This window comes from Corynebacterium lipophilum (assembly GCF_024102595.1).
GTDB classification, from domain to species: domain Bacteria; phylum Actinomycetota; class Actinomycetes; order Mycobacteriales; family Mycobacteriaceae; genus Corynebacterium; species Corynebacterium pseudogenitalium.
Window position 1 is genome coordinate 33,935 of the sequence record NZ_JAEUWV010000007.1, and the last position, 22,962, is coordinate 56,896.

The 22,962-nt window shown below is 60.1% G+C and carries 21 protein-coding genes; 10 read left to right on the forward strand and 11 right to left on the reverse strand.

The genetic code is table 11. The features are described from left to right. Positions 1–13 precede the first annotated feature (13 nt). Complete coding sequence (gene leuS / locus JMN37_RS06405) at positions 14–2,839, reverse strand: leucine--tRNA ligase (protein ID WP_252931384.1); 2,826 nt, start codon at positions 2,837–2,839, stop codon at positions 14–16. Positions 2,840–3,220: 381 nt separating this feature from the next. Between leuS and JMN37_RS06410 the strand changes: the two genes are divergently transcribed. The 4 genes from JMN37_RS06410 to JMN37_RS06425 all read left to right on the forward strand — a co-directional run bounded on the left by JMN37_RS06410 (position 3,221) and on the right by JMN37_RS06425 (position 6,593). Further along, positions 3,221–3,967: a YfbU family protein gene (locus tag JMN37_RS06410; RefSeq protein ID WP_252931385.1), complete on the forward strand. Its 747-nt coding sequence runs from the start codon at positions 3,221–3,223 to the stop codon at positions 3,965–3,967. Positions 3,968–4,995: 1,028 nt separating this feature from the next. After that, positions 4,996–5,475: a hypothetical protein gene (locus JMN37_RS06415; RefSeq protein ID WP_252931386.1), complete on the forward strand. Its 480-nt coding sequence runs from the start codon at positions 4,996–4,998 to the stop codon at positions 5,473–5,475. Positions 5,476–5,572: 97 nt separating this feature from the next. Further along, entirely contained in the window at positions 5,573–6,064 is a 492-nt protein-coding gene (locus tag JMN37_RS06420; protein ID WP_070975373.1) for a hypothetical protein, read from the forward strand. Between the two features lie 70 nt (positions 6,065–6,134). Next, a complete protein-coding gene (locus JMN37_RS06425; protein ID WP_252931387.1) occupies positions 6,135–6,593 on the forward strand; it encodes a hypothetical protein in 459 nt (152 codons plus the stop codon). Here the strand turns inward: JMN37_RS06425 and JMN37_RS06430 are convergent. Then, a complete protein-coding gene (locus JMN37_RS06430) occupies positions 6,590–7,111 on the reverse strand; it encodes a flavodoxin domain-containing protein (protein WP_252931388.1) in 522 nt (173 codons plus the stop codon). The two genes, JMN37_RS06425 and JMN37_RS06430, sit on opposite strands and share 4 nt — an antisense overlap. A gap of 39 nt (positions 7,112–7,150) precedes the next feature. Here JMN37_RS06430 and JMN37_RS06435 point away from each other — a divergent pair, with 39 nt between their 5' ends. Next, positions 7,151–7,570: a YbaN family protein gene (locus JMN37_RS06435; protein ID WP_252931389.1), complete on the forward strand. Its 420-nt coding sequence runs from the start codon at positions 7,151–7,153 to the stop codon at positions 7,568–7,570. Here JMN37_RS06435 and JMN37_RS06440 read toward each other — a convergent pair. After that, positions 7,551–9,269, reverse strand: a complete 1,719-nt coding sequence (locus JMN37_RS06440; RefSeq protein ID WP_252931390.1) for a hypothetical protein — start codon at positions 9,267–9,269, stop codon at positions 7,551–7,553. The genes JMN37_RS06435 and JMN37_RS06440 overlap by 20 nt on opposite strands. A 20-nt stretch (positions 9,270–9,289) precedes the next feature. Beyond that, positions 9,290–9,907, reverse strand: a complete 618-nt coding sequence (locus JMN37_RS06445; RefSeq protein WP_252931391.1) for a DUF3558 family protein — start codon at positions 9,905–9,907, stop codon at positions 9,290–9,292. Between the two features lie 143 nt (positions 9,908–10,050). Between JMN37_RS06445 and panB the strand changes: the two genes are divergently transcribed. The 3 genes from panB to JMN37_RS06460 all read left to right on the forward strand — a co-directional run bounded on the left by panB (position 10,051) and on the right by JMN37_RS06460 (position 12,467). Further along, a complete protein-coding gene (panB, locus tag JMN37_RS06450; protein ID WP_252931392.1) occupies positions 10,051–10,854 on the forward strand; it encodes a 3-methyl-2-oxobutanoate hydroxymethyltransferase in 804 nt (267 codons plus the stop codon). A gap of 11 nt (positions 10,855–10,865) precedes the next feature. Then, on the forward strand, positions 10,866–11,690 hold the full coding sequence (gene panC / locus JMN37_RS06455; RefSeq protein WP_252931393.1) for a pantoate--beta-alanine ligase: 825 nt from the start codon (positions 10,866–10,868) through the stop codon (positions 11,688–11,690). A gap of 177 nt (positions 11,691–11,867) precedes the next feature. Next, positions 11,868–12,467 carry a hypothetical protein gene (locus JMN37_RS06460; protein WP_252931394.1) on the forward strand — a complete coding sequence of 200 codons (600 nt, stop codon included), beginning with the start codon at positions 11,868–11,870 and terminating at the stop codon, positions 12,465–12,467. Positions 12,468–12,786: 319 nt separating this feature from the next. On the opposite strand, the gene JMN37_RS06465 is transcribed toward JMN37_RS06460, so the two are convergent. From JMN37_RS06465 to JMN37_RS06475, 3 genes are all read right to left on the reverse strand, one after another. Continuing rightward, positions 12,787–14,541, reverse strand: a complete 1,755-nt coding sequence (locus tag JMN37_RS06465) for an ATP-binding protein (protein ID WP_252931395.1) — start codon at positions 14,539–14,541, stop codon at positions 12,787–12,789. Between the two features lie 405 nt (positions 14,542–14,946). Next, the gene (locus tag JMN37_RS06470) at positions 14,947–15,744 is read right to left on the reverse strand and encodes a hypothetical protein (protein ID WP_252931396.1); all 798 of its coding nucleotides are present in this window, start codon (positions 15,742–15,744) and stop codon (positions 14,947–14,949) included. Between the two features lie 129 nt (positions 15,745–15,873). Then, positions 15,874–16,830, reverse strand: a complete 957-nt coding sequence (locus JMN37_RS06475) for a diaminopimelate dehydrogenase (RefSeq protein WP_070361687.1) — start codon at positions 16,828–16,830, stop codon at positions 15,874–15,876. Positions 16,831–17,371: 541 nt separating this feature from the next. Between JMN37_RS06475 and JMN37_RS06480 the strand changes: the two genes are divergently transcribed. Both JMN37_RS06480 and JMN37_RS11440 read left to right on the forward strand, forming a co-directional pair. Beyond that, positions 17,372–19,105, forward strand: coding sequence for an RNA/DNA-binding domain-containing protein (locus tag JMN37_RS06480; RefSeq protein WP_252931397.1), 1,734 nt, complete (start codon positions 17,372–17,374; stop codon positions 19,103–19,105). Positions 19,106–19,505: 400 nt separating this feature from the next. After that, on the forward strand, positions 19,506–19,715 hold the full coding sequence (locus JMN37_RS11440) for a hypothetical protein (protein ID WP_370295979.1): 210 nt from the start codon (positions 19,506–19,508) through the stop codon (positions 19,713–19,715). Positions 19,716–19,856: 141 nt separating this feature from the next. Here JMN37_RS11440 and JMN37_RS06490 read toward each other — a convergent pair whose 3' ends face one another. The 4 genes from JMN37_RS06490 to JMN37_RS11445 form a co-directional block, all read right to left on the reverse strand. Continuing rightward, positions 19,857–20,906, reverse strand: a complete 1,050-nt coding sequence (locus JMN37_RS06490) for an LLM class flavin-dependent oxidoreductase (protein WP_252931398.1) — start codon at positions 20,904–20,906, stop codon at positions 19,857–19,859. Further along, positions 20,903–21,517: an NADPH-dependent F420 reductase gene (locus JMN37_RS06495; RefSeq protein WP_252931399.1), complete on the reverse strand. Its 615-nt coding sequence runs from the start codon at positions 21,515–21,517 to the stop codon at positions 20,903–20,905. The genes JMN37_RS06490 and JMN37_RS06495 overlap by 4 nt, the downstream gene beginning before the upstream one ends. A gap of 398 nt (positions 21,518–21,915) precedes the next feature. After that, positions 21,916–22,500 carry a PIN domain-containing protein gene (locus JMN37_RS06500; RefSeq protein ID WP_252931400.1) on the reverse strand — a complete coding sequence of 195 codons (585 nt, stop codon included), beginning with the start codon at positions 22,498–22,500 and terminating at the stop codon, positions 21,916–21,918. Continuing rightward, complete coding sequence (locus JMN37_RS11445; protein ID WP_070361684.1) at positions 22,497–22,907, reverse strand: helix-turn-helix domain-containing protein; 411 nt, start codon at positions 22,905–22,907, stop codon at positions 22,497–22,499. The genes JMN37_RS06500 and JMN37_RS11445 overlap by 4 nt, the downstream gene beginning before the upstream one ends. Positions 22,908–22,962: the final 55 nt, after the last annotated feature.

The window sequence follows — 22,962 nt, forward strand, 5'->3', positions numbered from 1 at the left end:
GTTTCCTGAACGTTTACTTAACGACCAGGTTCACCATGCGGCCCGGCACCACAATCACCTTGACCACGTTCTTGCCGTCGGTCAGCTCCTTGACGCGAGCATCCGCCAGCGCAACTGCCTCGGTGTCCTCCTTGGAGGCGTCCGTCGGGACGTCGATTCTGGCCTTCACCTTGCCGTTGATCTGGACGGGTAGTTCGATGGTGGCGTCGACAAGGAATGATTCCTCGAAGGTCGGGAACGGCTCGAACGTGATGGTGTCGGCGTGGCCGAGCTTCGCCCACAGCTCCTCCGCGATGTGCGGGGCGAGCGGCGCCACCATCTGCACCAGCGGAGTGACCGCCGCGCGCGGAGCGCCCGACGGGTACGTCTTGGTCAGGTAGTTCGTGAACTCAATCAGCTTCGCGACGACCGTGTTATCCCGCAGATGCTCGTAATCATCGCGGACACCGGCGATCGTGCGGTGCAGCTGCTTGTTGTCATCTTCGGTGAGCGCGGCGTCGGTGACGGTGACCTCGCCGGACTCCTCGTCCACAACCAGGCGCCACAGGCGCTGCAGGAAACGGTGCGCGCCGACGACGTCCTTCGTCGCCCACGGCCGCGACGTGTCGAGCGGACCCATCGACATCTCGTAGACGCGCAGGGTATCCGCGCCGTAATCGCGGCAAATGTCATCCGGGGCGACGGCGTTCTTCAGGGACTTGCCCATCTTGCCGTACTCGCGGTTGACCTCCTCGCCGTTGCGGTAGAACTTGCCGTCCTTCTCCTCCACCTCGGCCGCCGGGACGTACACGCCACGCGAATCCGTGTAGGCGTACGCCTGGATGTAACCCTGGTTAAACAGGCGATGGTACGGCTCCTTCGAGGACACAAAGCCCAGGTCGTAGAGCACCTTGTGCCAGAAACGGGCGTAGAGCAGGTGCAGCACCGCGTGCTCCACACCGCCGACGTAAAGGTCCACGCCGCCCGGGTCGTTCTCGCTGCGGGGGCCGGTCCAGTAGCGCTCGTTCTCGATGTCGCAGAACGCGTCCTCGTTCGTCGGGTCGATGTAGCGCAGCTGGTACCACGACGAACCCGCCCACTGCGGCATCACGTTCGTGTCGCGCCAGTACTTCTTCGTGCCCTCGCCAAGGTCGAGCTCGACCTCGACCCAGTCAGTGGCCTTCGCCAGCGGCGGCGCCGGCTCAGAATCCGCGTCCTCCGGGTCGAAGGACACCGGGTTGTAGTCCTCCACCTGCGGCAACTCCACCGGCAGCATGTCCTCCGGCAGGCCGTGCGCCTGGCCATTTTCGTCGTAGACGATTGGGAACGGCTCGCCCCAGTAGCGCTGGCGGGCAAAGAGCCAGTCGCGAAGCTTGTACTGGATCTTCTCCTCACCAGCACCGTTGTCGGCCAGCCACTCGATCGCCTTCGCGATACCCTCGTCCTTGCCCAGACCGTTCAAGTCCAGGCCCTGCTCGTTCGCCGAGTTAATGTGCGGCGCGTCGCCGGTGAAGGCAGTTTCTGTGATGTCGCCGTCGAGCACCGGCACGATCGGCAGACCAAAGACGGTCGCGAACTCGTAGTCGCGCTCATCGTGCGCAGGCACCGCCATAATCGCGCCCGTGCCGTAGCCCGTCAGCACATAATCAGCAATAAAGATCGGGACCTGCTCGCCGCTCACCGGGTTCGTCGCAAACGAACCCAGGAACACGCCAGTCTTCTCCTTATTCTCCTGGCGCTCCAAGTCACTCTTGGCAGCAATCGCCGCCCTATACTTCTCGACGGCCACCTTCGGCGACTCCGCCCCATTCGTCCAACGCTCATCCGTGTCGGCCGGGAAGGCATCGGCCGTGAGGGCGTCGACAAGCGGGTGCTCAGGCGCGAGCACCATGTAGGTCGCGCCGAACAGGGTGTCCGGGCGCGTCGTAAAGACCTCGAGCGGGCCCGCCTCCGACGCGAACGCCACCTGCGCACCACGCGAACGACCAATCCAATTACGCTGCATCGCCTTGACCTTCTCCGGCCAATCCAGCAAATCAAGGTCATCGAGCAGGCGATCCGAGTAGTCAGTAATACGCATCATCCACTGACGCAGCCGCTTGCGGAACACCGGGAAGTTCCCACGCTCCGAACGCCCCTCCGCCGTGACCTCCTCATTCGCCAGCACCGTGCCCAAACCAGGGCACCAGTTCACCATCGAATCGGACAGGTACACCAAGCGGAACTCATCAATCGCCTTGTGCTTCTCCGCGTGCGTCAAATCGCGGAAGTTACGGCCGTCCTTCGTCGTGCGCGCACCCGTGAGCAGGTCACGGACCAGCTCCTCAATCGGACGAGCCTTCTGCAGGTCCTCATCAAACCAGGCGTTATGAATCTGCAGGAAAATCCACTGCGTCCACTTATAAAATTCCGGGTCGGTCGTCGCCACCGAACGGCGCGGATCATGCCCCAGACCCAACTGGCCCAGCTGACGCTTCATATTCTGGATATTCGCCTCAGTCGTCGTACGCGGATGCGTACCCGTCTGAATCGCGTACTGCTCCGCCGGCAAACCAAACGCGTCATAGCCCAACGTGTGCAGCACGTTCTTGCCCAACATGCGGTTATAGCGGGCAAACACGTCCGTCGCGATGTAGCCAAGCGGGTGACCCACATGCAACCCCGCTCCCGACGGGTACGGGAACATGTCCTGCACATTCAGCTTGTCCTCGGGCAGTGGGTCACCGGTAGCGAGGTCGCCGACCGGGTTCGGCGCGTTAAACGTGCCGTTGTCCTTCCAGAACGTCTGCCACTTCTGCTCAATCTGATTTGCCAGGCCCGCGCCGTAACGGTGCGCTGGGGTTTCGCTCGCGTTAGTCATGGATACACAGTGTAGTGGGTGGGGCCCGGAGGTGGGGTGTGGAGGGGGAATGTGGCGGTGCAGCTTGTCGGTGGGGCTTGCCGGTGGGGTGGGATGTGTCATCGGAACGGCGCTCGGGATTTTGTGAACAGAATTGCGTGCGGTTCGGTTGTTGGTCTGTTCGCTGGTGGGGCGTTCCGGTCGACCCGCTCCGGTCGACGTCTTAGCATCGACCAATGCAGGTCAGCGCAAGATGGGGGGAATTGGCGTCGAAAAGCCCAAAAATGCCACTCGATCAATCGGTGAATGCGCAACCCATATCTGGCGGCCTAAACAACCCACTAATGTAAGCGTGTATGCTATTTTGTAAGACATTAATCTTTATCTATAAGTGAGGAAGCAATGAAATCCATAACAATTCGCGTACCGGATGACCTAGCCGAGTTGATCGTGAGGGAGTCCGCTACCAAGAACCAAACACAAAGCGAATTTATACGTGAAATTCTTGAGTCAAATGTTGGCCATATTTCGGAGAAACAAAGTCAGCAACGAAACAACAGAGACGTCTCAATCAGCCCCGTAGAGCGTAAAATTTTAGCTTTGGAATACTGTAATTTACTGGCAGCGCACGGAAAACTGCCAGAAGAGCTTTTCGACGCCGACTCTTTCCAACATGTCGTAACAGCACTCGAATGCGGATATGCAGGGGAGTATTCCGCGGTCCTCGGAACGGACACCGAGTTAACCTACGAAGAGTGCAAACTTACATGGGACATACTCGACATGTTTCGGGTCTTGCATTTTAGCGTTCGAAAACTGGGGCCTGATGGGTGGACGAAAATTGGAGTTATCGACGCCGAACATGTCGGCACATTCCAAGGGTTTGATTACCAACTCGATACCGAATCTAGACTTGCAGGATACGTTGGCTACCTGGTCGATACTGGGCGGTGGGAAGAGCAGAAGGAATTCATAGAGCGAAACGGCGGTAACTCACACCACGAAATGCTGCCGACCTATCGGGCGATGCTCGCCACTTTTAACCCAATATGGCGAAAGGCCGCCAGCCGAGGAGGGGACCCGAACCTCAACAAGGAACAAATCAAACAAGTTCTATTGGCAGCACCCGGAAGCCAAGTGAAGCACTAAGGCTTAGGGGCCGCTAGATCCAAGCAGTCGAAAATGAAAAACGGCCCCGAACAAAATGTTCGGGACCGGAATTTCCTTTAATTTGCAGGTGATTCCTGCTCAATGACCGCAATCATACCCATCCCTTTTCTACAGAGCAAACCAGCCAACGCTGACATAATGAAGGAAAACAAATGCAACCGTCTTCATATCAAAAGCTCATCACAAATATCCCTGCCCCACGGTTTCAAACCTATCTTGATGCAGCACACCAGGAACCAGAAAAAGCCCTCGCACTATATCAATGGAATATCGATGCAGCCGCCGCAGTGACAAGCACCCTAGCGCTAGTTGAAGTTGCGCTGCGGGATACGATTGATCAACAGCTACGAGCATGGAACATGCAAGTCGGCGGTACACCAGAATGGATTACCCAGCCACAGGTACCCTTATCACATATTGTCCGCCGCACTCCACCATCCAGCTGGACCAATAGCCCCCACAGGCGCCAAGGAGACCTTCATGGATCATGGTGGGAAGCAAAAGCAAAGGCTTCGATGAGAGATCCACTGAACGGGCATGCAGTCAAACCACACCCAACCCACGACGACCTCGTGGCCGCGCTAACTTTTGGGTCATGGAGGCACCTCATACCGAAACCAATTCGGCTCGGAGGTCGTGCGAACGCTCCACAATTCGACATCTGGGACCAGGCAATAGATCTTCGGACAAATATCTGCGCAACAGGCAAAGGATTCGACGCTTCAGCTGGTACCGCCTATTTCTGGTGCTCAACCCTCCTACATGCCAGAAATAGGGCCTCACACCTCGAGCCGCTTCTAGATACCGGCACGCTGCAGCACTGGCACCGAATTGCCAGCCGTACGGTTCACGCACTATGGCCTGGCGCTGAAGTTTGGATTACCGGCCCTGCACGCATACCCGAAGTCATCAAACGCAAGCCCTAACCTAACTCCAGCCGCAAGAAACGATCGTTATCTCAAGAAGGCAAGAACTACACCACCAACGCTGTTGACTCGCTGGCCTCCGTGGTTGAGCCGCACGAGGCTCGCGCAGCTGCATACTGCCTGTCAATCATTGTGCCTACGCTCCTCGGCATCGTGGCGCTGGCCGTCTCCAGGCTTGCACCGGCTACGGATGCCGCGTCAAACAAGATGAGCTACCAGTATGGCCAGAAGTACTACACACTGAAGCTCGATTCTAAAAATGTAAACGCCACCTTCCTGCAAAGTGAGGTCAAGAAGGACAAGACCTTGACTGCTCTTGCAAACAAGGCTCTCCCATGCGCCCAGCAGTCGTCCGAGCCCAGCGAGGCATTCGGCTCTTCGCACGGTAACGACGCAGCGCGCATGAACGACGCCCTGGCGATCCAGGCATGCCTGCAGGGCAAGGACTTCCAGTCCACACCGATGGACGAAGGAAAGAAAGCCGGCATCATCATCGGTTTCGTGCTTGGCATCTTTGGCCTGCTCGGGGGAATCGTGCAGCAGGCTGGACTGTTCCGCTAGACCCCTGCATCTCCCCCGCCTTGACAAATGATGAGGGGGGGGGGGCTTGAATATACAAGAACCTTATTTCTTCCTGTCAACTAAAGGAGATCTCACTGTGAAGAAGTTCGCAACCGCAGCCGTAGCTGCAACCATGGCACTCGGCCTGGCGGCCCCTGCGGCCGAGGCGGCCGATACCGTCACTGTCACAAATACAATGGTCAACGGTAACTGTGTTATCAAAGTGCTTGACGGTGGGACTTTGACCTACAACCAGACGTTCACCCCTACCCAGGCAGAGGCCGAGCTGGCTGCAGATCCAGGGGACGGTTCTGAATTTGCTGACCGCCTCGGCTTCCTGTCCGGTATCGACGAAGGCTCCTGGAAGACCGCTAAGTGGGAATCCCGAAAAGCAATGAGCGCCTGCACCAAGAGCCGGAACTACAAGACCGACGGTATCACCGCGCTCTCCCTCAGAATGGACCGCACGGCACGTCTGGCTACTTTCTGGACGCTGACCGGCGTTGGCCTGCTCACAGGCATCGTTGCCCTCGCTCTACCAGCGCTGAAGCCAATGCTGCCAGCCAACATTGCAGCGATGCTGCCATAGGCACACGTTCCACCTGGAATGCTCGCCCCGCACCATGCGGGGCTTTCTCTCTACAAAAAGGAAAATACTCATGAAGAAGATCACCGCCACTATTGTCGCCGCCACTTTGGCTGCCTCCATGCTCGCGCCGGCTGCCGATGCGGCGTCGAACACGATGAGCACGAAGAACTACCAGAAGTACTGCACACTGAAGTTCGACAGCGCGGACATGACCCAAAACAACGGAACGTACACTCAGGACGCCATCAAAAAATGGGTGTCAAAGCAAGATGGCCTCAAGAAGCTGGCAGATACGGACATCTCAAATGTGCAGCAGTCGTCGCAGCTCAGCGAGGCGTTTGGATCCTCGACTGCTGAGGACACCGCAGCCATCAATGACGGCATGGCACTCCAGGCATGCCTGCAGGGCAAGGATTTCAAGGCTGAGCCGATGGATGACGGCACGAAAGCCGGCATCATCATCGGGTTCGTGCTTGGCATCCTCGGCCTGCTCGGGGGAATCGCGCAGCAGGCTGGGCTACTCCGCTAAGCGTTGTCGCGCACCCAGGCCTCGACGGGGGCGAGGCGGGTGAAGTCAACGCGGTCGACGTCCTTGTTATAGGTGTCGATCATCATGCGGTCGTTCGCGGACTTGCGCGGTTTGAGTCGCAGGGCGCCGACGACGCCCGCCATCGTGGCAGCGTGGGCGGCTGACAGCTCGGAGTAGTTCATGCGTCCGGGCAGGTAGAAGCGGGTGACGCTGACCGCGCGGCTGCCCAAAAGTTTCGCGGAAAAGTCCTTATCGACGGCCACTTCGTCCAGGCTCATGCCGACGGTGACGAGGGAGACGGAGTGGGCGTCGAAAAGTGGGTCGGGGAGCTTGCGGATGAAGCTGGCACCGGGGTTGTTCGGGCCGTGGATGGGGGCGAGAACCACGATGGGGCCTTCGGGGTTGAAGTCGGCGTCGGGGATTGGCTCGGCGGTGGTGCCGAGGCGTTTCGCCAGCTCATTGGCGTATTCCTTGGTGGATCCGTAGAACGAAGCGTACAGGATAGTGCAGGCAGTCATACAACTATTGTTGCATGTTGCGGCTAGACTGTGGCGACGATGCGATACGTGTACATGATTGTGGGGCTGGTGGCGCTCGCTCTGGGCGCGGTCGGCGTGTGGGTGCCGATCCTGCCCACGACGCCGTTTCTGCTGCTTGCGCTGGTGTGCTTCACGCGGAGCTCGCCAAGGCTGGAGCGCTACCTGCTGCGCCATGACACGTTCGGGCCGTTCATTATTGACTACTACTCAGGACAGCTGACGCGGGCGCAGAAGCTGCGGATTCTGGGGCTGCCGTGGTTGGGGATGGGCGCCTCCATATGGGTGGTGATAGTGGTGGTCGGGCTGTGGCCGGTGGCGTTGCTGCTCGCTGTGATTGGTGCCGGGGTGAGCGCGCACATCTGGCGACTACGGCCACGCCCGGAGCGCGCCGCCGAACTACGCCAGCGCGCTGGGCTACCTACTGACCACGCACGTTGAACCCGATGACGCCGGGGTTGACTAAGGGGGCGTCGCCAAGCAGGGCGTGGATGTTGCCCTCCCTCTCGACGGCGCTGGTGACCGCCTTCGGGCGCTGCTTCTTGTCATCTTTGCCGCGGCCCTGCGACATTGGCGCGCCCATGAATCCGCCTCGTTGCCCCTGCTGACCTGCGGTGTTGGTGAAAGATCCTGCGGCGCTCGCTGCACTGGTCTGGCCGCCGAAGCCACCTGTGGACCCGGCACCCGGCCGACCGGCGAATCCTCCCGCGCCGCCGCCGGCGAGGCCAGCGTTGGAGCCGAAGCCTGTGGCTGAGCCTGAGCCTGAGCCTGAGCCTGCTGACGAGCCGAACCCTGCTGATTGCTGGTGCAGCGACCCGGCGCGATGGCGGCCACCACCGCCTGCGCCACCCATCGGCATGCCGCCGAATGCGCCCTGGCCTGCGCCTACGCCGGAGCCTGCTGCGGAGGCGACGCCGGTCGTCGCACCGCTGAGCCCACCTGCACCGGAGGCGAGACCGCCGTGGAGGCCAGCGCCCGGCGCGACATTCGCTGCCGGAGCGTTCAGTGCGCCTGGTGGAGGAAGCGTCGGGGCCTGGGCTGAAGCGACCTGGGTCGGGGTGGCGCCGGACGCAATGGCGTTGAGCATGTCCGGGTTCGGCTTCCCAAACTGCTGCAACACGTCCTGCGGGCCGCGCGCGTTGGCGAGATCTGTGTAACCGTTGTTGGCAAAGATGCTGGCAAGCCCCGCCGGCATCGGTGCGTCCGCGAACTCGGGTGCTGTCGGCGCGGGTGGGCCGCTGATGGAGAAGTCGGAGCCGGTGACGTCGGTGAGGTCCGGCAGCAGCTTGACGAAGGTCGGGTTCGTCGCTGGCAGGTACGAGTTGACGTACATCGGGTAGGAACTGACAAAGGCCTCCTTCACAGCCTTCACCGCAGCCGGGGATACCGCCTCAGCTGCTATCGCCGCAGCCTGAGCTGCCGCCGCCATAAGTTGCGACGACGACGCCAACGCCGCCAATCCCGTGTTATTCCCCGCAAGCGCCGCCGAGTTGGCTGCGTACTCGGAGCCCGCCGTCTGAATCAGCTGGAGACGCGCGATCGCCTGGGCGACGAACTCGGTCTCCGCCGAAGATTCGAGGGACGCAATGGCCGGGGCGATGGCCTCCACCATCTCGTAAATACGCTGCGCATTCGACGTCCAATTCGACGCCAACCCCGACGGAATCGCTGTGTTCGTGGTCAGAATATTGCTCACCAGCGACTCGAAGCTCCCATCCGTCGACGCGTACACCGAACTGTTATTGAACGGCTGCGTCTTGTAACTCTTCGCGACAGCCGCCGCCGACGACATCCCAAGATTCGAACCCAGCCCACTCAACCCAGGCGTTCCACTAAGCCCGACCGCGTTCACAATCCCCGCAATCGAATCGTCCGCCATCACTGTATTGTCCAGGCAGACCTTCAACACCTTTGCCGACGACTTCACATTCCCCGTGAACGCGTCCGTCGCAAGTGGAGCGTGCTCCGAGTAGATCGCCCCGTGTTTCTCCCCTGCCTCGCGGAGGCCGGAGACGGCGGAGAAGGTTGCTCCAGCATTAAAAGTGGTTGCCGTAAACATTCCGGCAGCGCCATAGACTATCGTCTGCAGGTCGTTAATGGCGCCGTTAACATCATCAACCTCAATAAGTATTTTTGTCATATTTCCCCCAATATTTTCGGTTAGTTTTGTTCCCCGGATAAATACAATTGCTCTAGCAGATCAACCGCAATCTGACAGTAATCATCAAACGAATAGCTTTCGTCAAGACTAAAAAAGAACGTTCCAATAGCTCCACGTTTTGTATCTACTTGTGCGATACACGGATGAGTCGTCACGAGCGGCATCTCCTGTTTGTAGACGTAGATCTCCGGCAAGATCTTTGATTCAACCCCCTCGACCATGACTCGCGTCTGTTCTGCTTGTGTCCTATTCCCGTCACTGTTCGCAATTCCTGTGGACTGAAAAGTGCCGGGTTCAGAAAACATACAAAATGAGTTCCCATGCGGCGAGTCAATCTCCCCGTCCGTGCTCCGCTTGATTTCCCCGGTGAAGCCCGCGCGGCGGAATTCGTCCTCGGTGATGTCGTTGCAGGGATCGAAGTAGTCCTCGGGGGCAAGCGTGAATGGGTCGAAGTCGCCGATGGGGACGGTACCGGATTCGAAGACAAAGGCTCTTTGACCAGCAGAATCCGCCGGAGGGGCGTTGGGTGTGGCGGAAGGGGCGTCGGTAAGGGTGGTACTGGAGCAGCCAGCGAGCAGTGTGGCGGCGAGTAGTGGTGCCAAGGTATAGGTGCGCAAAGTGTCCCCCCGTTTTTCAAAGTGTTTCTACACAACCTAGTGCATTTCGCGCGATTGTAAAGGGTTTTGTGTACACCATGGTGGACATCCGGTTTTCAATAACCGCCAACAAACCGCCACGCACCGTCCTAATATAAGGCGGTATGAAACGCCTTCGTACTCGTTACTTCGCCCAGGCCAAGGCTGAGGGCCGCAAATTTACGGCCCTGACCAGCTACGACACCATGACCGCCCAACTCTTCGACGAGGCCGGGATCGACTTCCTGCTCGTCGGGGACTCGGCGGCCAACGTGGTGCTCGGCCACACCACTACCCTGCCGATCACGCTCGACGAGATGATCACGTTCGCCGCCGCCGTCGTGCGCTCGACGCAGCGTGCGTTTGTGGTGGTTGACCTGCCGTTCGGCACGTATGAGGAGTCGCCGGCGCAGGCGCTCGCCGCGGCGGTGCGCGTCATGAAGGAGACCGGGGCGCAGGCAGTGAAGCTGGAGGGCGGCGTCGAGATGGCGCCGACGATCAAAACGCTTGTCGACGCCGGCATTCCCGTCTGCGCCCACATCGGGTTCACGCCGCAATCCGAGCACGCGCTCGGCGGCTACGTTGTCCAAGGTCGTGGTGACGCGGCGCAGCAGCTCCTTGACGACGCCACCGCCGTCGCACACGCGGGTGCTTTCGCGGTCGTGCTGGAGATGGTGCCTGCGGAGATCGCGACGCGGGTGACCCAGGAGGTCCCGATCCCGACCATCGGCATCGGCGCAGGCAACGGCACCGATGGGCAAATCCTGGTGTGGCAAGACGCGTTCGGGTTCCGCGCCGGCGGAAAAACGCCGCGGTTTGTGCGCCAATACGCGGACCTGGGAGCGCAGTTGCTGGAGGGGGCGCGGCGGTACCGGGAGGACGTCGAAAAGGGAGAATTCCCTGCTGCTGCCGAATCGTTCGAGGATTAAGGAAGGCCACCATGCGAGTCATTACCACTGTTGAAGAGCTCCGCGCGGCGCGCGCCGAAGCGACCGGGACCGTCGGCCTGGTGCCGACGATGGGCGCGCTGCACTCCGGGCACGGCACACTCATCGAGCGTGCTCGGCGAGAGGTCGATACGCTGATTACCAGCGTGTTCCTCAACCCACTGCAGTTCACCGACCTCGGCGACACCGACGATTACCGCAACTACCCACGCGATATTGAGGCGGACTCAACGTTTTGCGAGGGCCTCGGTGTGGACATCGTGTTCGCGCCCAGCGTCGAGGAAATGTACCCCGGCGGGATTCCACAGATCTGGGTCCGCACCGGCGAGATGGGCACCGTCCTGGAAGGCGCGTCGCGGCCGGGGCACTTCGACGGTGTCGCGACCGTCGTCAACAAGCTGTTCAACCTGGCCAAACCGGACGTCGCCTACTTCGGACAGAAGGACGCGCAGCAGGTCGCGGTGCTACGCCGGATGGTTCGCGACCTGAACCACGACGTGGAGATCCGCACCCTGCCTATCGCGCGCGCCGCGGACGGCCTGGCGCAGTCCTCGCGCAACGTGCGCCTCTCCGAGGCTGGACGTTCGCAGGCGTTGGCGCTGTCGCGTTCACTGCGGACGCTGCAGGAACAGGTCGACGCGGGCGCGTTGGACGTCGACGCGGTGCGCGCGGAGCTCGCTGCTTCGGAGGGCGTGACGCTGGACTACCTGGTGGTCGTCGATCCGGATACGTTGCAGCCGACGTCCGAGCCCGGCCTGGCGCTCGTTGCGGCGACGGTGGACGGCGTGCGGCTCATCGACAACGCGCTGCTTGGGTAGGCCGGGGCGCTGCGAGTTCCGGGGTTTTGGAGTGGAAGGTGTGCTGACAAGCTTGCTCGGGATTTTGTGAACAGAATTGCACTTGACTTCGCGCCCGGGCCGCAGCCTTGACAACCGCTGAGGGGGCTTGAATATACAAGAACCTTGTTTTTCCTGTCACCCAAAGGAGTTTTCGGTGTGAAGAAAATTGCAGCCGTAGCCCTCGCCGCAACCATGACCGTCGGGGCGCTCGCGCCGACCACGGGCGCCGAAACTGAGAAGCACCCGATGGACTCCTACCTAATCTCTGCACCGCTGGGCAACAAGATGGTCGACAAAAATACGTGCAAGATTACAGAAACTAACATGTCAATTGTTCAGCGCCACCTCGATGACCCTAGCGAAGCTGCTTACTTTACGAAGCAAACCGACCGCACATGGGCGATAGAGAATCTTCCAAAGATCGAGGCACGTCTGAGGGAACTCCAAAGCACCAACCGCAGCCTGCTAATCCAGTTCTACACTGGCACCACCATCACCAAAGATGAGAAAATACTCAAGGAGTTCCCTGAACTCCTGTACACGATTGAAAGTTTCAAATCCTACATCGCCTGCGCCAAGGGCGAAAACTACGAGGCAAGCTTCATCACCCAGCAGTCCTCGAAGATGACAAACGCGGGTCGCGCGGCAACGTTCTGGACGCCGGTCGCGCTGCTGATCGCGGGCGTCCTCGGCGCGGTGGCGCTGCCAACGCTCAAGCCGATGTTGCCAGCCAACATCGCAGCGATGCTGCCCTAACACCACCACGGCCTCTGTCACCACAAGCCGAATCCACCCGACTAATCGTCCAAGGTTTCCCGGAGACACGGAACCCTTGGACGATTAGTCACGTCTAGACGGGCCGCATTATTGGGACGGAGTTGGACGTCGATTAGCTGCGGCAAGAGATTTACAGGAGTGCCGCAATGCTATATCGCGATCGCGGGTCTTGCGCTTGCGGCGCCTGGCTTGATCGACTTGTGGCCGAGCGCTGAGGGGAGCCACACCGAGTTCTTGATCTCCCTGGTCGTCGTGCTGGCGATAGGCATGATGCTTATCGACGCCGCGTTGTCCGCATCTACTCGTCTTGTTCACCAGAAAGCGCGTAGCGCTGGTTCTTCGCGTTCCAGTGCTTTTCTGTGAACGTAATGATGCCTTGCTGCTCCATTGCCTTCAGGGTCGGGGTTATTTGACCGTAACTCATGCCAGTGTGCTCGGCGATTTCACGTTTGGACAGTGGCTGTCCGGCGTGGTGGAGCGCTTTGCGGATCAGGTCGATTTTTTCCCCGCTCCGTAGGTACGCGCGGCTCCGTGATTGTGGAGATGTCGGAGTTGCTGACTCTGGGGCTTTCGGCGCAGATGTCTCTTCCGGGAGGAAAGAATAAACGGTGCCACCTGCTTGGCCAAGGGCGGTCGCTAGGCCGTATTCCACAAGCTGTTGTAACTCGGCGCGTGCTTGGGTGGAGTCCATCGGGAATTCTTGGCGATAGGACGCGTTGGTAAGCGTCTCACCATTGCGCATCCGGATGAGCGCATGGCGCTGCGCCGTGGAAAACACCTCTCCCCCCGGAAGATTCGTAGCCCAAGCGAGATCCACTTCGGAAAGCATGGTCGAAGAGGTCAGGATCGCTTGGAAGTCGATGACTCTGTCTTTGAAATAAGGGGCGGGGAGGAAGGCGTCATGAAGAGCCTCACGTACTGCGGGAATGCCTGTCGCGCTTGCCTCAATGACGCGGTGGCCTTTCGGCGTCTTTACTGCAGTACACATGCGGTACAAGACGGGATTGCGTGCCCGCGGTCCGGTGTTGCCAAGTTCGCTTTCGGTCAATCTCCAAAGTCCGCCAGGGTTGACCACGATGAGCTTGTCTGAGTGCTTTACTACTTGTGTGTAGGCAAGCATGCTGGCCGGAGACAGGTCACGGTGAACGAGAGCGTTGGCTACGATCTCGCGAATGGCCAACGTGGGAAGCTCTGGCACATCCTTGCCGTGGCCATCAGTAAAGACGGTGGTTGTTTGCAGGTGATCGGTCACCCACTCGACTACCGCTTCAAGCAAATCGGGGACTGGTCCGGTGAATTCTTTCCTGTCCCGCATTCGTATTGCCCTGGGGTCATGTGGTCCGCGGGTAACGTGTGCTTTGACGTTGAGAGGCAAAAACTGCTGGGGGTGTATACCGAGGGCATAAATTGCTGCCACCGTGGGCTCGCCTGTATCGGGTGCGACGACGTTGGTGCGAATCAGCTGCTCTTCTCTCGGCAGTTGGGCAAGACGCCTGGATTGTGAGCGCTCTTGCTCCAGATACTGTTCAAGCAGATCCGGGTCGAGGTCTCGTTCGACGCTGGCACCCTCCACAGGTGCCCGATCGTGCTTTGGGACTCCGCGTTGCGAAACAAGAAGCTGTTCCTCGTTTGGGTCGAGTTCGTAGTCACCGTCACCGGACCGAATGTAGGCGGGGCCGCCTTTCCCAACCCGGAATGGCTTACGGTCCGAGGGCTGCGGAGGAACGATGCACTGCAGCACAGTCTTGCCATCGACTGTTGCAGTTTCGATAGCGCCGAGGTGGAGGGGAGGCACGATCTTCTGTCGTGCTTTATTTGCTAACTGACTCTCTACGGTCTTTGGGCTGGAAATACCTGTCACGGGGAAGCTGCCGTCTTCTTCTGCCACACCGAGCAGGATGACTCCACCCTCTGGCATATTTCCAAACGCAGAGAGAGTTTCATCAATGCTCTTTGGCAAGCCATGCGAGGCATCTTTTGCTTCGATTTTGTAGGTGTCGTTGCCTATGTCTCGCAGTGTGTTGATGGTGGTTTTGATAGCGGTTTCGCTCATGTATAGAAGTATAACTCAAAATATAAATCAGAATCGCACTCAACACCCGCAGGTTAAAGGCATATCTCACTGTTTGAGAGCGATTCTGGACGTCTATCGCGCTGCTGATCGCGGGCGTCCTCGGCACAGTCGCACTGCCAGCGCTCGAGCCGATGCTGCCAGCCAACATCGCTGCAATGCTGCCGTAATTCACCACGACACTTTGCCGATGCGCATCGGATGCCCGGGGGCCTGATCTAGCTGCTCCATTCGGCGTTCTGTGTCGAGATTGGCCGATGAAAAGCTTGCTCGGGATTTTGTGAACAGAATTGCGCCTGCCCCTAATCTCCCAAGGTTTCCCCGAAACACCGAAACCTTGTGAGATTAGGCCCCATTATTCTCGTAATAGCTGGTCAAACCCGCCCTTTACCACGGCACCGACGAGCCCGCCGGGACCTCCCAATGCTTCGGGATCAAGCCCTTGATCTCATTCGGCGTCTGCGGCGGCAGCATGTCAACGATCTTGCGGCCACCGCTCGGCCCCGGAAGCAGCGAGGTATCGACGGCACGCTGCGCATCAACCGTATTCGCATGCGCATCACCGTACGTGAGCACCGCGACCGCGAACCCGGCACCGTAACTAACCGTCGCGGTGGAGCTGCGCCGGTCGTCGGCCCAGCCGAACTTCGTGCCCTGCACACCGGGCAGTCTCGAGGTGCCGTAGTTCTGCGGGAAGCCATCCGCGGCGACGGGTGCCGCGTGCGCCATGCCACGCAGCAGTGGCGCAGCTACCGGATCGTGCCTGATGGCCTGCACAAACCTCGCGACGTCCACCGCCGACGTACTCGCCAATCCCCAATTGCCACGCCGTTGAGTGGCACTCAGTTTGAAGTCGCGCGCGATCGCATCAATGGCCTGCGGGTACGCCGCATCGAGAACGCTCGCGATGCCATCGCTCGAGGTGCGCACCATCTCCTCCACCATCGCCTTATGCCGCGGCGCCCCGTGGTACAGCACCCAATAGCCCAGGTAGAGCTTGCTCAGGCTCAGCGCCGGCCGCGCCTCCCACCCATTTCTCGACGCCTCCACTCCCCCACCCGCATGCACCACAGCAACTGCGGATCGGGGCGAAGCGGCGTCGCCACGCACGGAGATCGCCGAAGCACTCGGCGCTACAAGAACTGCGAGCACGAACGCGATAAACAGGGCAATGAACTTCTTCACAGGGGCCTCCTGAAAATGCCACTTCCAGGAAGTGTAGCCAGAAGAGTCAGAAAAATGTGAACAGATCTGCATGTGCAAATCTGTTCACAAAATCTCTAAGGGCCTTTTGCGGCACCTTCTACCCGTGAGTTAGACGTCGCGGGCGATCAGGTCGTCGAGAGCGACCGGGGAGAGCAGGTACGGCGGGACCTCCAACACCGTGAACGCGCCCGACTTGCCATCCTCCGCGAGGCGGGCAGCCGCGCGCGCGTACGCGACGGCGACGGCGCCGGTGAAGTCGGGGTTGCTGGAGAGTTCCAGGGTGTACTCGACAAGCTGGTGGTTCTCGCCGACGCCACCAGTGGTGATCACGTGACCGCCGTGCGGCATGCCGGAATGCTCGCGGACGAAGGTGGCGTCGTCAATAAAGTTGACCTCTACCTCGTAGCCGACGAAGTAGTCCGGCATCGTGCGGATGGTGTGCTCGATGGCGGCGGTGTCGGCGCCATCCTCCGGCACGATGTAAACGACGCGCTTGTGGGCGGACTTGCCGTCGAGACCCTCGGTCTCGCCGCGGCGCGCGCGATCCAACGCATCCGGCGCTGGGATCGTGTACTGCACACCCTTCGCGACGCCCTCAATCCTGCGCACCGCATCCGAGTGACCCTGCGACAAGCCCGGGCCCCAGAACGTGTGCTGCTGCGCATTCGGCAGAATTGCCTCCGCCATCGCGCGGTTCAACGAGAACATGCCCGGGTCCCAACCAGTGGAAACGATGGACACCGTGTTGTGCTCGCGCGCGACCTCGTCCATCGCCTTGCGATGACGTGGGATGTCACGGTGGTTATCGTAGGTGTCCACGGTAGGCACGTACTTCGCAAACTCCGGCGCCTGCTCCGGAATATCCGTCGCCGAACCCAGGCACAGAATCGCGACGTCAATCTCGTCCTTGTACTGGCCAAACTCCGCCACCGGCAACACGCGGGTGTCCGTGTCCAGCTTGCTGCGGCGCGAGAAGATCGCCGACAACTCCATATCCGGCTGCAGCTTCACCAGCTGCTCCACGCTCTTGCCCAAGTTTCCATAGCCGACAATGCCAACACGCATAATGCGCCTCCCTTTCCTCGTGGCCCTTTGGGCTCGTGGCTTCTGGGCTGTTTGCCCATAAATTACGGGCCTACTTTACTCGCACATCGGTTGTGAGGGAATGCGCACGACGGGTTGGTGGCAGGTTGGTGGCTTGTTGGTGGCTTGCTGGTGGCTTGGTCACAGGGAGCGAGTGCCAAAGGACGCAATTTCGGTTTTGGAAACGGCTGTTTTCCCAGGTCGTGAATTTTCGGGTGCGTCCTTTGGCACTGGCTCCGCTGGCGAAAGGGTTTCTAGCAATTAGCTGTGCACCAGAACCCGGGTTTTTGGCGGGGCTGGAGGGTAAAAGGCCAGGTCGCTGATTGCGCGAGGTGGAATTTGGTGCACCCGGCGCCCTCACACCGAAAGATATAGAAAGAGATAGAAAGATATCGAAACAAATTGCTGACCTGCACAAATAACATTTCGGCGAGGCTTCCAGGCTCCCTATATCTTTCCGATATCTTTCAACTCCCAAAATTGGCTCCGAAAAGAATTACCTGGGGAATGTACAATCTGCCACATGGTCACGGAATCAGCTTGGGACGCGCTCCCCTCGTATGTTCGTTTAGCGCTGGAGGCGATTCATGATGGAGCGACGGCGGACTCGCAAGAGTCGCTGATTTTGGAATTCAAGGAGGATCCCACTGCTCGTGAGGGGAAGGGCGGGAGGGCGAAGCTCGTCGAGAAGCTGTTGAATGAGGCTATTTGTATGGCCAACAGCGAGGCGGCGACGGGGCACATTGTTGTCGGCGTTGCGGACCGGACTCCCGGCGCGGGCGCATTCACTGGCACTGAGCTGGGCGAGGAGGACATTGCCCGCAGAATCTTCAATGGCACGAAGCCGAACATGAATGTGCAGGTCACAGCGGTGTATGCGTGGGGTGCTCGGCTTGTAGTGATTCACGTGCCGGAAGCTCGTGCGCTGTACACGCGGGGTGATGGTGCGGCGAAAAGGCGGACGGCGGACTCGCAGTTCTCGTGCCAGCCGATGACAGAGGAGCTACGCCGAGCGATTGATGCCGCGCGGCGAGACCCTGACTATTCGAACGACCCAGCCGATATCACTGTCGATGACCTGCAACTTCCCGTCATCGAGGAGGCTCGGCGGATGCTGCGGGAGCATCGCCGCTCGCGGGGCTCAGACGCGGCAGTCCCGCAGACCACCACTGGCCTGCTTCGAGAGCTCGGGCTCATGCGTGACGACGGCCAACTCAAGCGCGCCGCCGAAATCCTCCTCGCCCAACCAAACCCGACAGACGTGGTGGTCCGCCACCTGTGGCGCAGCATCCCAGGGCAAGAACCGCAGGCCACGCTCATTTCAGACCCTCTGCTGCTCGCGTTGCCACGCCTGCGACGTCTGATTGCGGAAAATGGTGACCGCGAGATTGAGCGCGTGCAGTTTGAGGATGGTGAGGAAGTCGCCATCAGTAGGTTCCCGTCGCAGGCAGTCGACGAGGCCGTCTCGAACGCATTCATTCACCGCGACTGGCGCCTGCCCGGCCCAGTAGTGGTCGAGCAAACGAACCGCACGCTCAAGATCACTTCTCCGGGACCTCTCCCACCAGGCGTAACGGTTGATACATTGCTATCGACGCCCTCAGTGCCACGGAACAATCGACTCATGGCAGCGATGCGCACGCTCGGCCTCGCAGAGGAAAGCTCGCGCGGTTTCGACCGCATGTGGACCACCATGATCCGCACCGGCCGCAGCGCCCCGGAGGTAACCGCGACCGAGGCAAATGTGCAGGTGGTGCTAGCAGCGCAGCAGCCAGATACCAACTTCATCAAGGGCTTGCGGAAGCTTTCGGAGCGTTTCGGCGAGGAGGTCGTCGATAGTGTTGCGGCACTGATTGTGCTCTGGCACCTCAACTCCGCGCCGCTCATTACAGCAACAACGGCTGCACAGAAAACCCAGCTCACTACCCTTGAGGTACATGAGCTTATGGACGACCTCGTCGCCCGCGGCCTTCTCGACCCCGTCACCGACGCCGACGAGTGGACCCTCAGCGGTGAAGCCCGGAAACTCCTTAACCTGGGACAACCCGGCGACCTGGCCACCGTGAGCGTCCAGGAATGGATCGAGGCCAAACTCCACGACGGTGCCGCACTCCAATCCGCCGACATCGCCGACCAGACCGGTGTCAGCGTCGCCGAAGCAGGCCGGATCCTTCGACACTTGCGCAGCCTCGGGCGCGCGAAGATCGACCCGGATGGTCCTCCGCGAGGCCGCGGCACCCGTTGGATTCGGGCGTAGAAAGAGATAGAAAGATATCGAAACAATTCTCTGACCTGCACAAATAACATTTCGGCGGGGCTTCCAGGCTCCCTATATCTTTCCGATATCTTTCTGGCGTGGAAATAGGCCTCTAAAAGAATTACCTGGGGTTTTCGGTGTGGTTACAGGGAGCGAGTGCCAAAGGACGCAATTTCGGTTTTGAAAACGGGTGTTTTCCCAGGTCGTGAATTTTCGGAGGCGTCCTTTGGCACTGGCTCCACTAACGAAAGGGTTTCTGGCAGTTCGCTGTGCACCAGAACCCGGGTTTCCGGCGTGCCGAGACAGCAAAAGCCCAGGTCGTCACTGGCCAGCAATGGAATTTGGTGCGGCATGCGAGCACACAAGCTCCCTTCACCCCGCACCGGATACCATTGCCGCCATGAGTTCCCAGTACAGCGCAGTCGAGGTGCTTCTCCCGCGGGAGGTGCCGCTTGGTGGCCCGAGGGCGATGCCGGTGCATCGGACGATTCCGCATCGGCAGCGTCCGATGCTTGGGGCGCAGTTGCGCATCGCCTCGGGGGCTGAGGTTGAGCTTGCGCTCAGGCCTCGTTCGAGCACGGCCTACTTGTCGTCCGCCTCGAGAACGTAGCCCTGCCGGAGCACGCGATCGGCTACATGAGCGTCGGCGAGATCAAGCAGGCGAGGGCCGATTGGCTGCCTGCGCCGGAATTGCCGCACGCGACGTTGAAGCCGCGCCTCAACCCGGGGCCGGTGGCGCGGGGCTAGGGTGCTAGGTGTCGGCAATCATGTCGCGTACCAGTGGCACGACTTTGGTCCCGTAGAGCTCCACCGAACGCATGCGGGCGGCGTGGGGGATGTGCCCGACGGTGGAGTACACCATGTCGTATCGCCCGAGGTCAAGCGTGCGAACCGTGTTGGCGATCTTTGCTGCTACCGTCTCCGGCGAACCCACCGTGAGCGCGCCGCGGCTGATCTCCGACTCGAAGCGGCTGCGGGTCAGCGGCGGCCACCCACGCGTCTTCCCGATGCGATGCTGAGCCGCCGCGTACTCCTCAAAGATGAGTTCCCTGGCTTCCTCATCAGTGTCGGCGACGAAGCCGGGGGAGTGTACGCCCACGGGGTGCGCGGTGGTTCCGAACTGCGCCGAGGCCTGCTTGTACAGATCCACGTACGGCTTGAACCGGACGGGTGCGCCGCCGATGATCGCGAGCATGAGGCCGAACCCGTACTTGGCGGTGCGCACGACGGACTCCGGCGAACCGCCGACGCCGACCCAGGTAGTCAGGCCATGTTCGGTTTTCGGGTAGAGGTCCGCGTTATTGAGCGCGGCTCGGGTCTGGCCGGACCAGGTCACCGGCTCCTCCTTCACCACCTCGGCCCACAGGCCGAGCTTCTCCTCGAAGAGCTGATTGTAGTCCTCGAGGTTGTAACCGAAGAGCGGGAAGGACTCGGTAAAGGATCCGCGCCCGAGGATCACCTCTGCGCGGCCGTTCGACAACGCGTCGAGGGTGGCAAACTGCTCGAAGACGCGGACAGGGTCGTCGGAGGACAACACCGTCACCCCGGACGCCAACTTGAGGCGTTGCGTGGCGGTGGCGATGCCCGCGAGCATCGTCGGCGGGGAGGCGATGGCGTAGTCGGGCCGGTGGTGTTCGCCGACGGTGAAGGCGTCGACACCTATGGCATCGGCGAGTTTTGCTTCCTCGAGTGTCGCGCGGATCGCCTCGGCGTGCGTGAACAGCGCGCCGTCCTCTTTGCGCGGGATGTCGCCGAACGTATCTAAGCCGAACTCAATAGCTGCGGTATCTACCGTGGTCATGCCTGCTCCTTGTCATTGATCAGTGTGCGTAGCGTGTGCACGTCAACATTCGCGCCGAACGCGAGATGCCCGGGCTGCAGCGCAACCCCGGCATCGAGGGAGTGCAGGGGCAGGGGATCGAACCCAAAGTCGCGGACGAGCCCCGCCACCTTTTCGACGTCCCTTTCGCCATCCCCCGCCACCGCAATCGCCTTGCCGGTCCCGGAGCCCTCATCGAGATCGTGGTAGCCCATGTGGTTGAACGCCTTCACCACGCGCGACTGCGTCAGGTGGTCCTGCACCAGCCGCGAGGAGTTCGCCTCCGCGAGCTCAGGGTGGTGGCCGTCCGTCTCCCACCAGTAATTCATCGCGTCGACGACCAGCGCTCCCGCCAACGCATCAGCAGGCAGTTGGCGGAAGTTCCGCAGCGGCAGCGCGAGGATCACGACGTCAGCAACCTTGACGACGTCCCCTGCGGTAGCGGTCGCCGCGCCCGGTACGAGCGCGCGCACGATCAGGTCGATCGTCTCCGGCTCGCCCGCACCAGCAAGCGTAACCTCGTGGCCTGCGGCGATAGCGTGCCTACCCAGGACGGTACCGAGCTTGCCCGCCCTCAGGATTCCAATGTGCATCGTTAGCCCCTCTCATTTACGTGACGTGTCAACTACCCTAACGCGTCAGTGCTGAGAGTATTCCCGGGCTGCGTCCGATTCACGTAGCGGCGGAGCGCTGCGCACCAAAACCCGGCCTTTCGGCGAGGCTCCACTACATTCCCTCAGGTCGGCGACCTCCGGCGAGGGAATTTGGCGCCTAGCAAAGTGAGACGCATGCCAAGAGATGCAACCCCATTTGGTCTGTCCATTTATAGTTCCAGGTGAGAAAAGTGCTAGATATTACGCGATGTCAGATTTGGCACTCTGCGAACTCCCTGTGCACCACAATCTCTATTTTCGACCGAGTCGCATGCCATTTCCCCAGTTCGCGAACAATCAGCAATGGAATGTGGTGCGCGAAACGCCGACTGCACTCGCTACCTTAAAACGTAATCAATAACCGTTGCGAAATTCGGACAGCCCGAGCGCTCTAGCATTACGGCAGTTATCGGCCGGTCCGCCGCTTTGACGCCCTTTACCTTCTCCCAATAAGCCTCGTTTTCCTGCGCTACCCTCTTACAAAGCCCTGGGAACGCCTCAAAAATGTGGCAAAAGAAATCATCCGGAGTCAGCACGTCAAACAGAAACTGCTGTGAGTCGACATAGTCAACGAGTCCCCTGTCGCTGGTGACGACGTACTGGACGTTGCCAGCCACGGCAGCGCTGAGAACGTGATGATCATGAATGTCCGCGTACCCATACTTGCCAACAGCAAAACCGGAGATTTCCCATTCCGCCACCGCACCGCGAATTCGCTTGAAGCGTTTTGAAATAGCACCCTCGGGAGCGTGTGGGTTATTTCTGCGCAAATGATACTGAGCTTCGGCGATAATATCCTCGATCCACACTGGAAAGAATGGTGGCTCGACATCTTTATCAGAGCCCAGGAAGAGAAGGAAGCACCAGTCGGTGAGAGTGCGCGAGTACCAGACGTTAGCGTCAAAAAGGACTGGAATACTCACAGGCCTTCGATCTCATTATCGAGCTCTCGAATCGCATCGAACTCGTGACGTGCGCGCGCACGGCACCGCTGCAAGTATGCGACGACGTCTTCCCTGCGAAGCCGCGTGTGTGACCCGGCTTTGAAGTAATCGATTTCGCCTTCTCGAATCCGTTTCATCAGAGTCGGCCGAGAGATCCCGAGATACTCAGCGGCCTCAGTGGTGGTGAGTATCTCGGAGGGGCGGGAAAGCGCGACGCTCTCTCCGCGCGCGACCCTGGCCAAGATGGACTCGATAAATGAGGCTAATGCAGGTGGAAACGTACCGCGCACGGCATCATGAAACGTTTCGGGGTTAGCCACGACCTGGCTGGCCTGCTGCTCGACAGCTTGGGTGACCTCAATTGCCGGATTAGTTTTCGTTGTCACAGCGCTTCACCTCCAGAGGGTTTACACTTACAACTGTAACATCCACACCATAAAC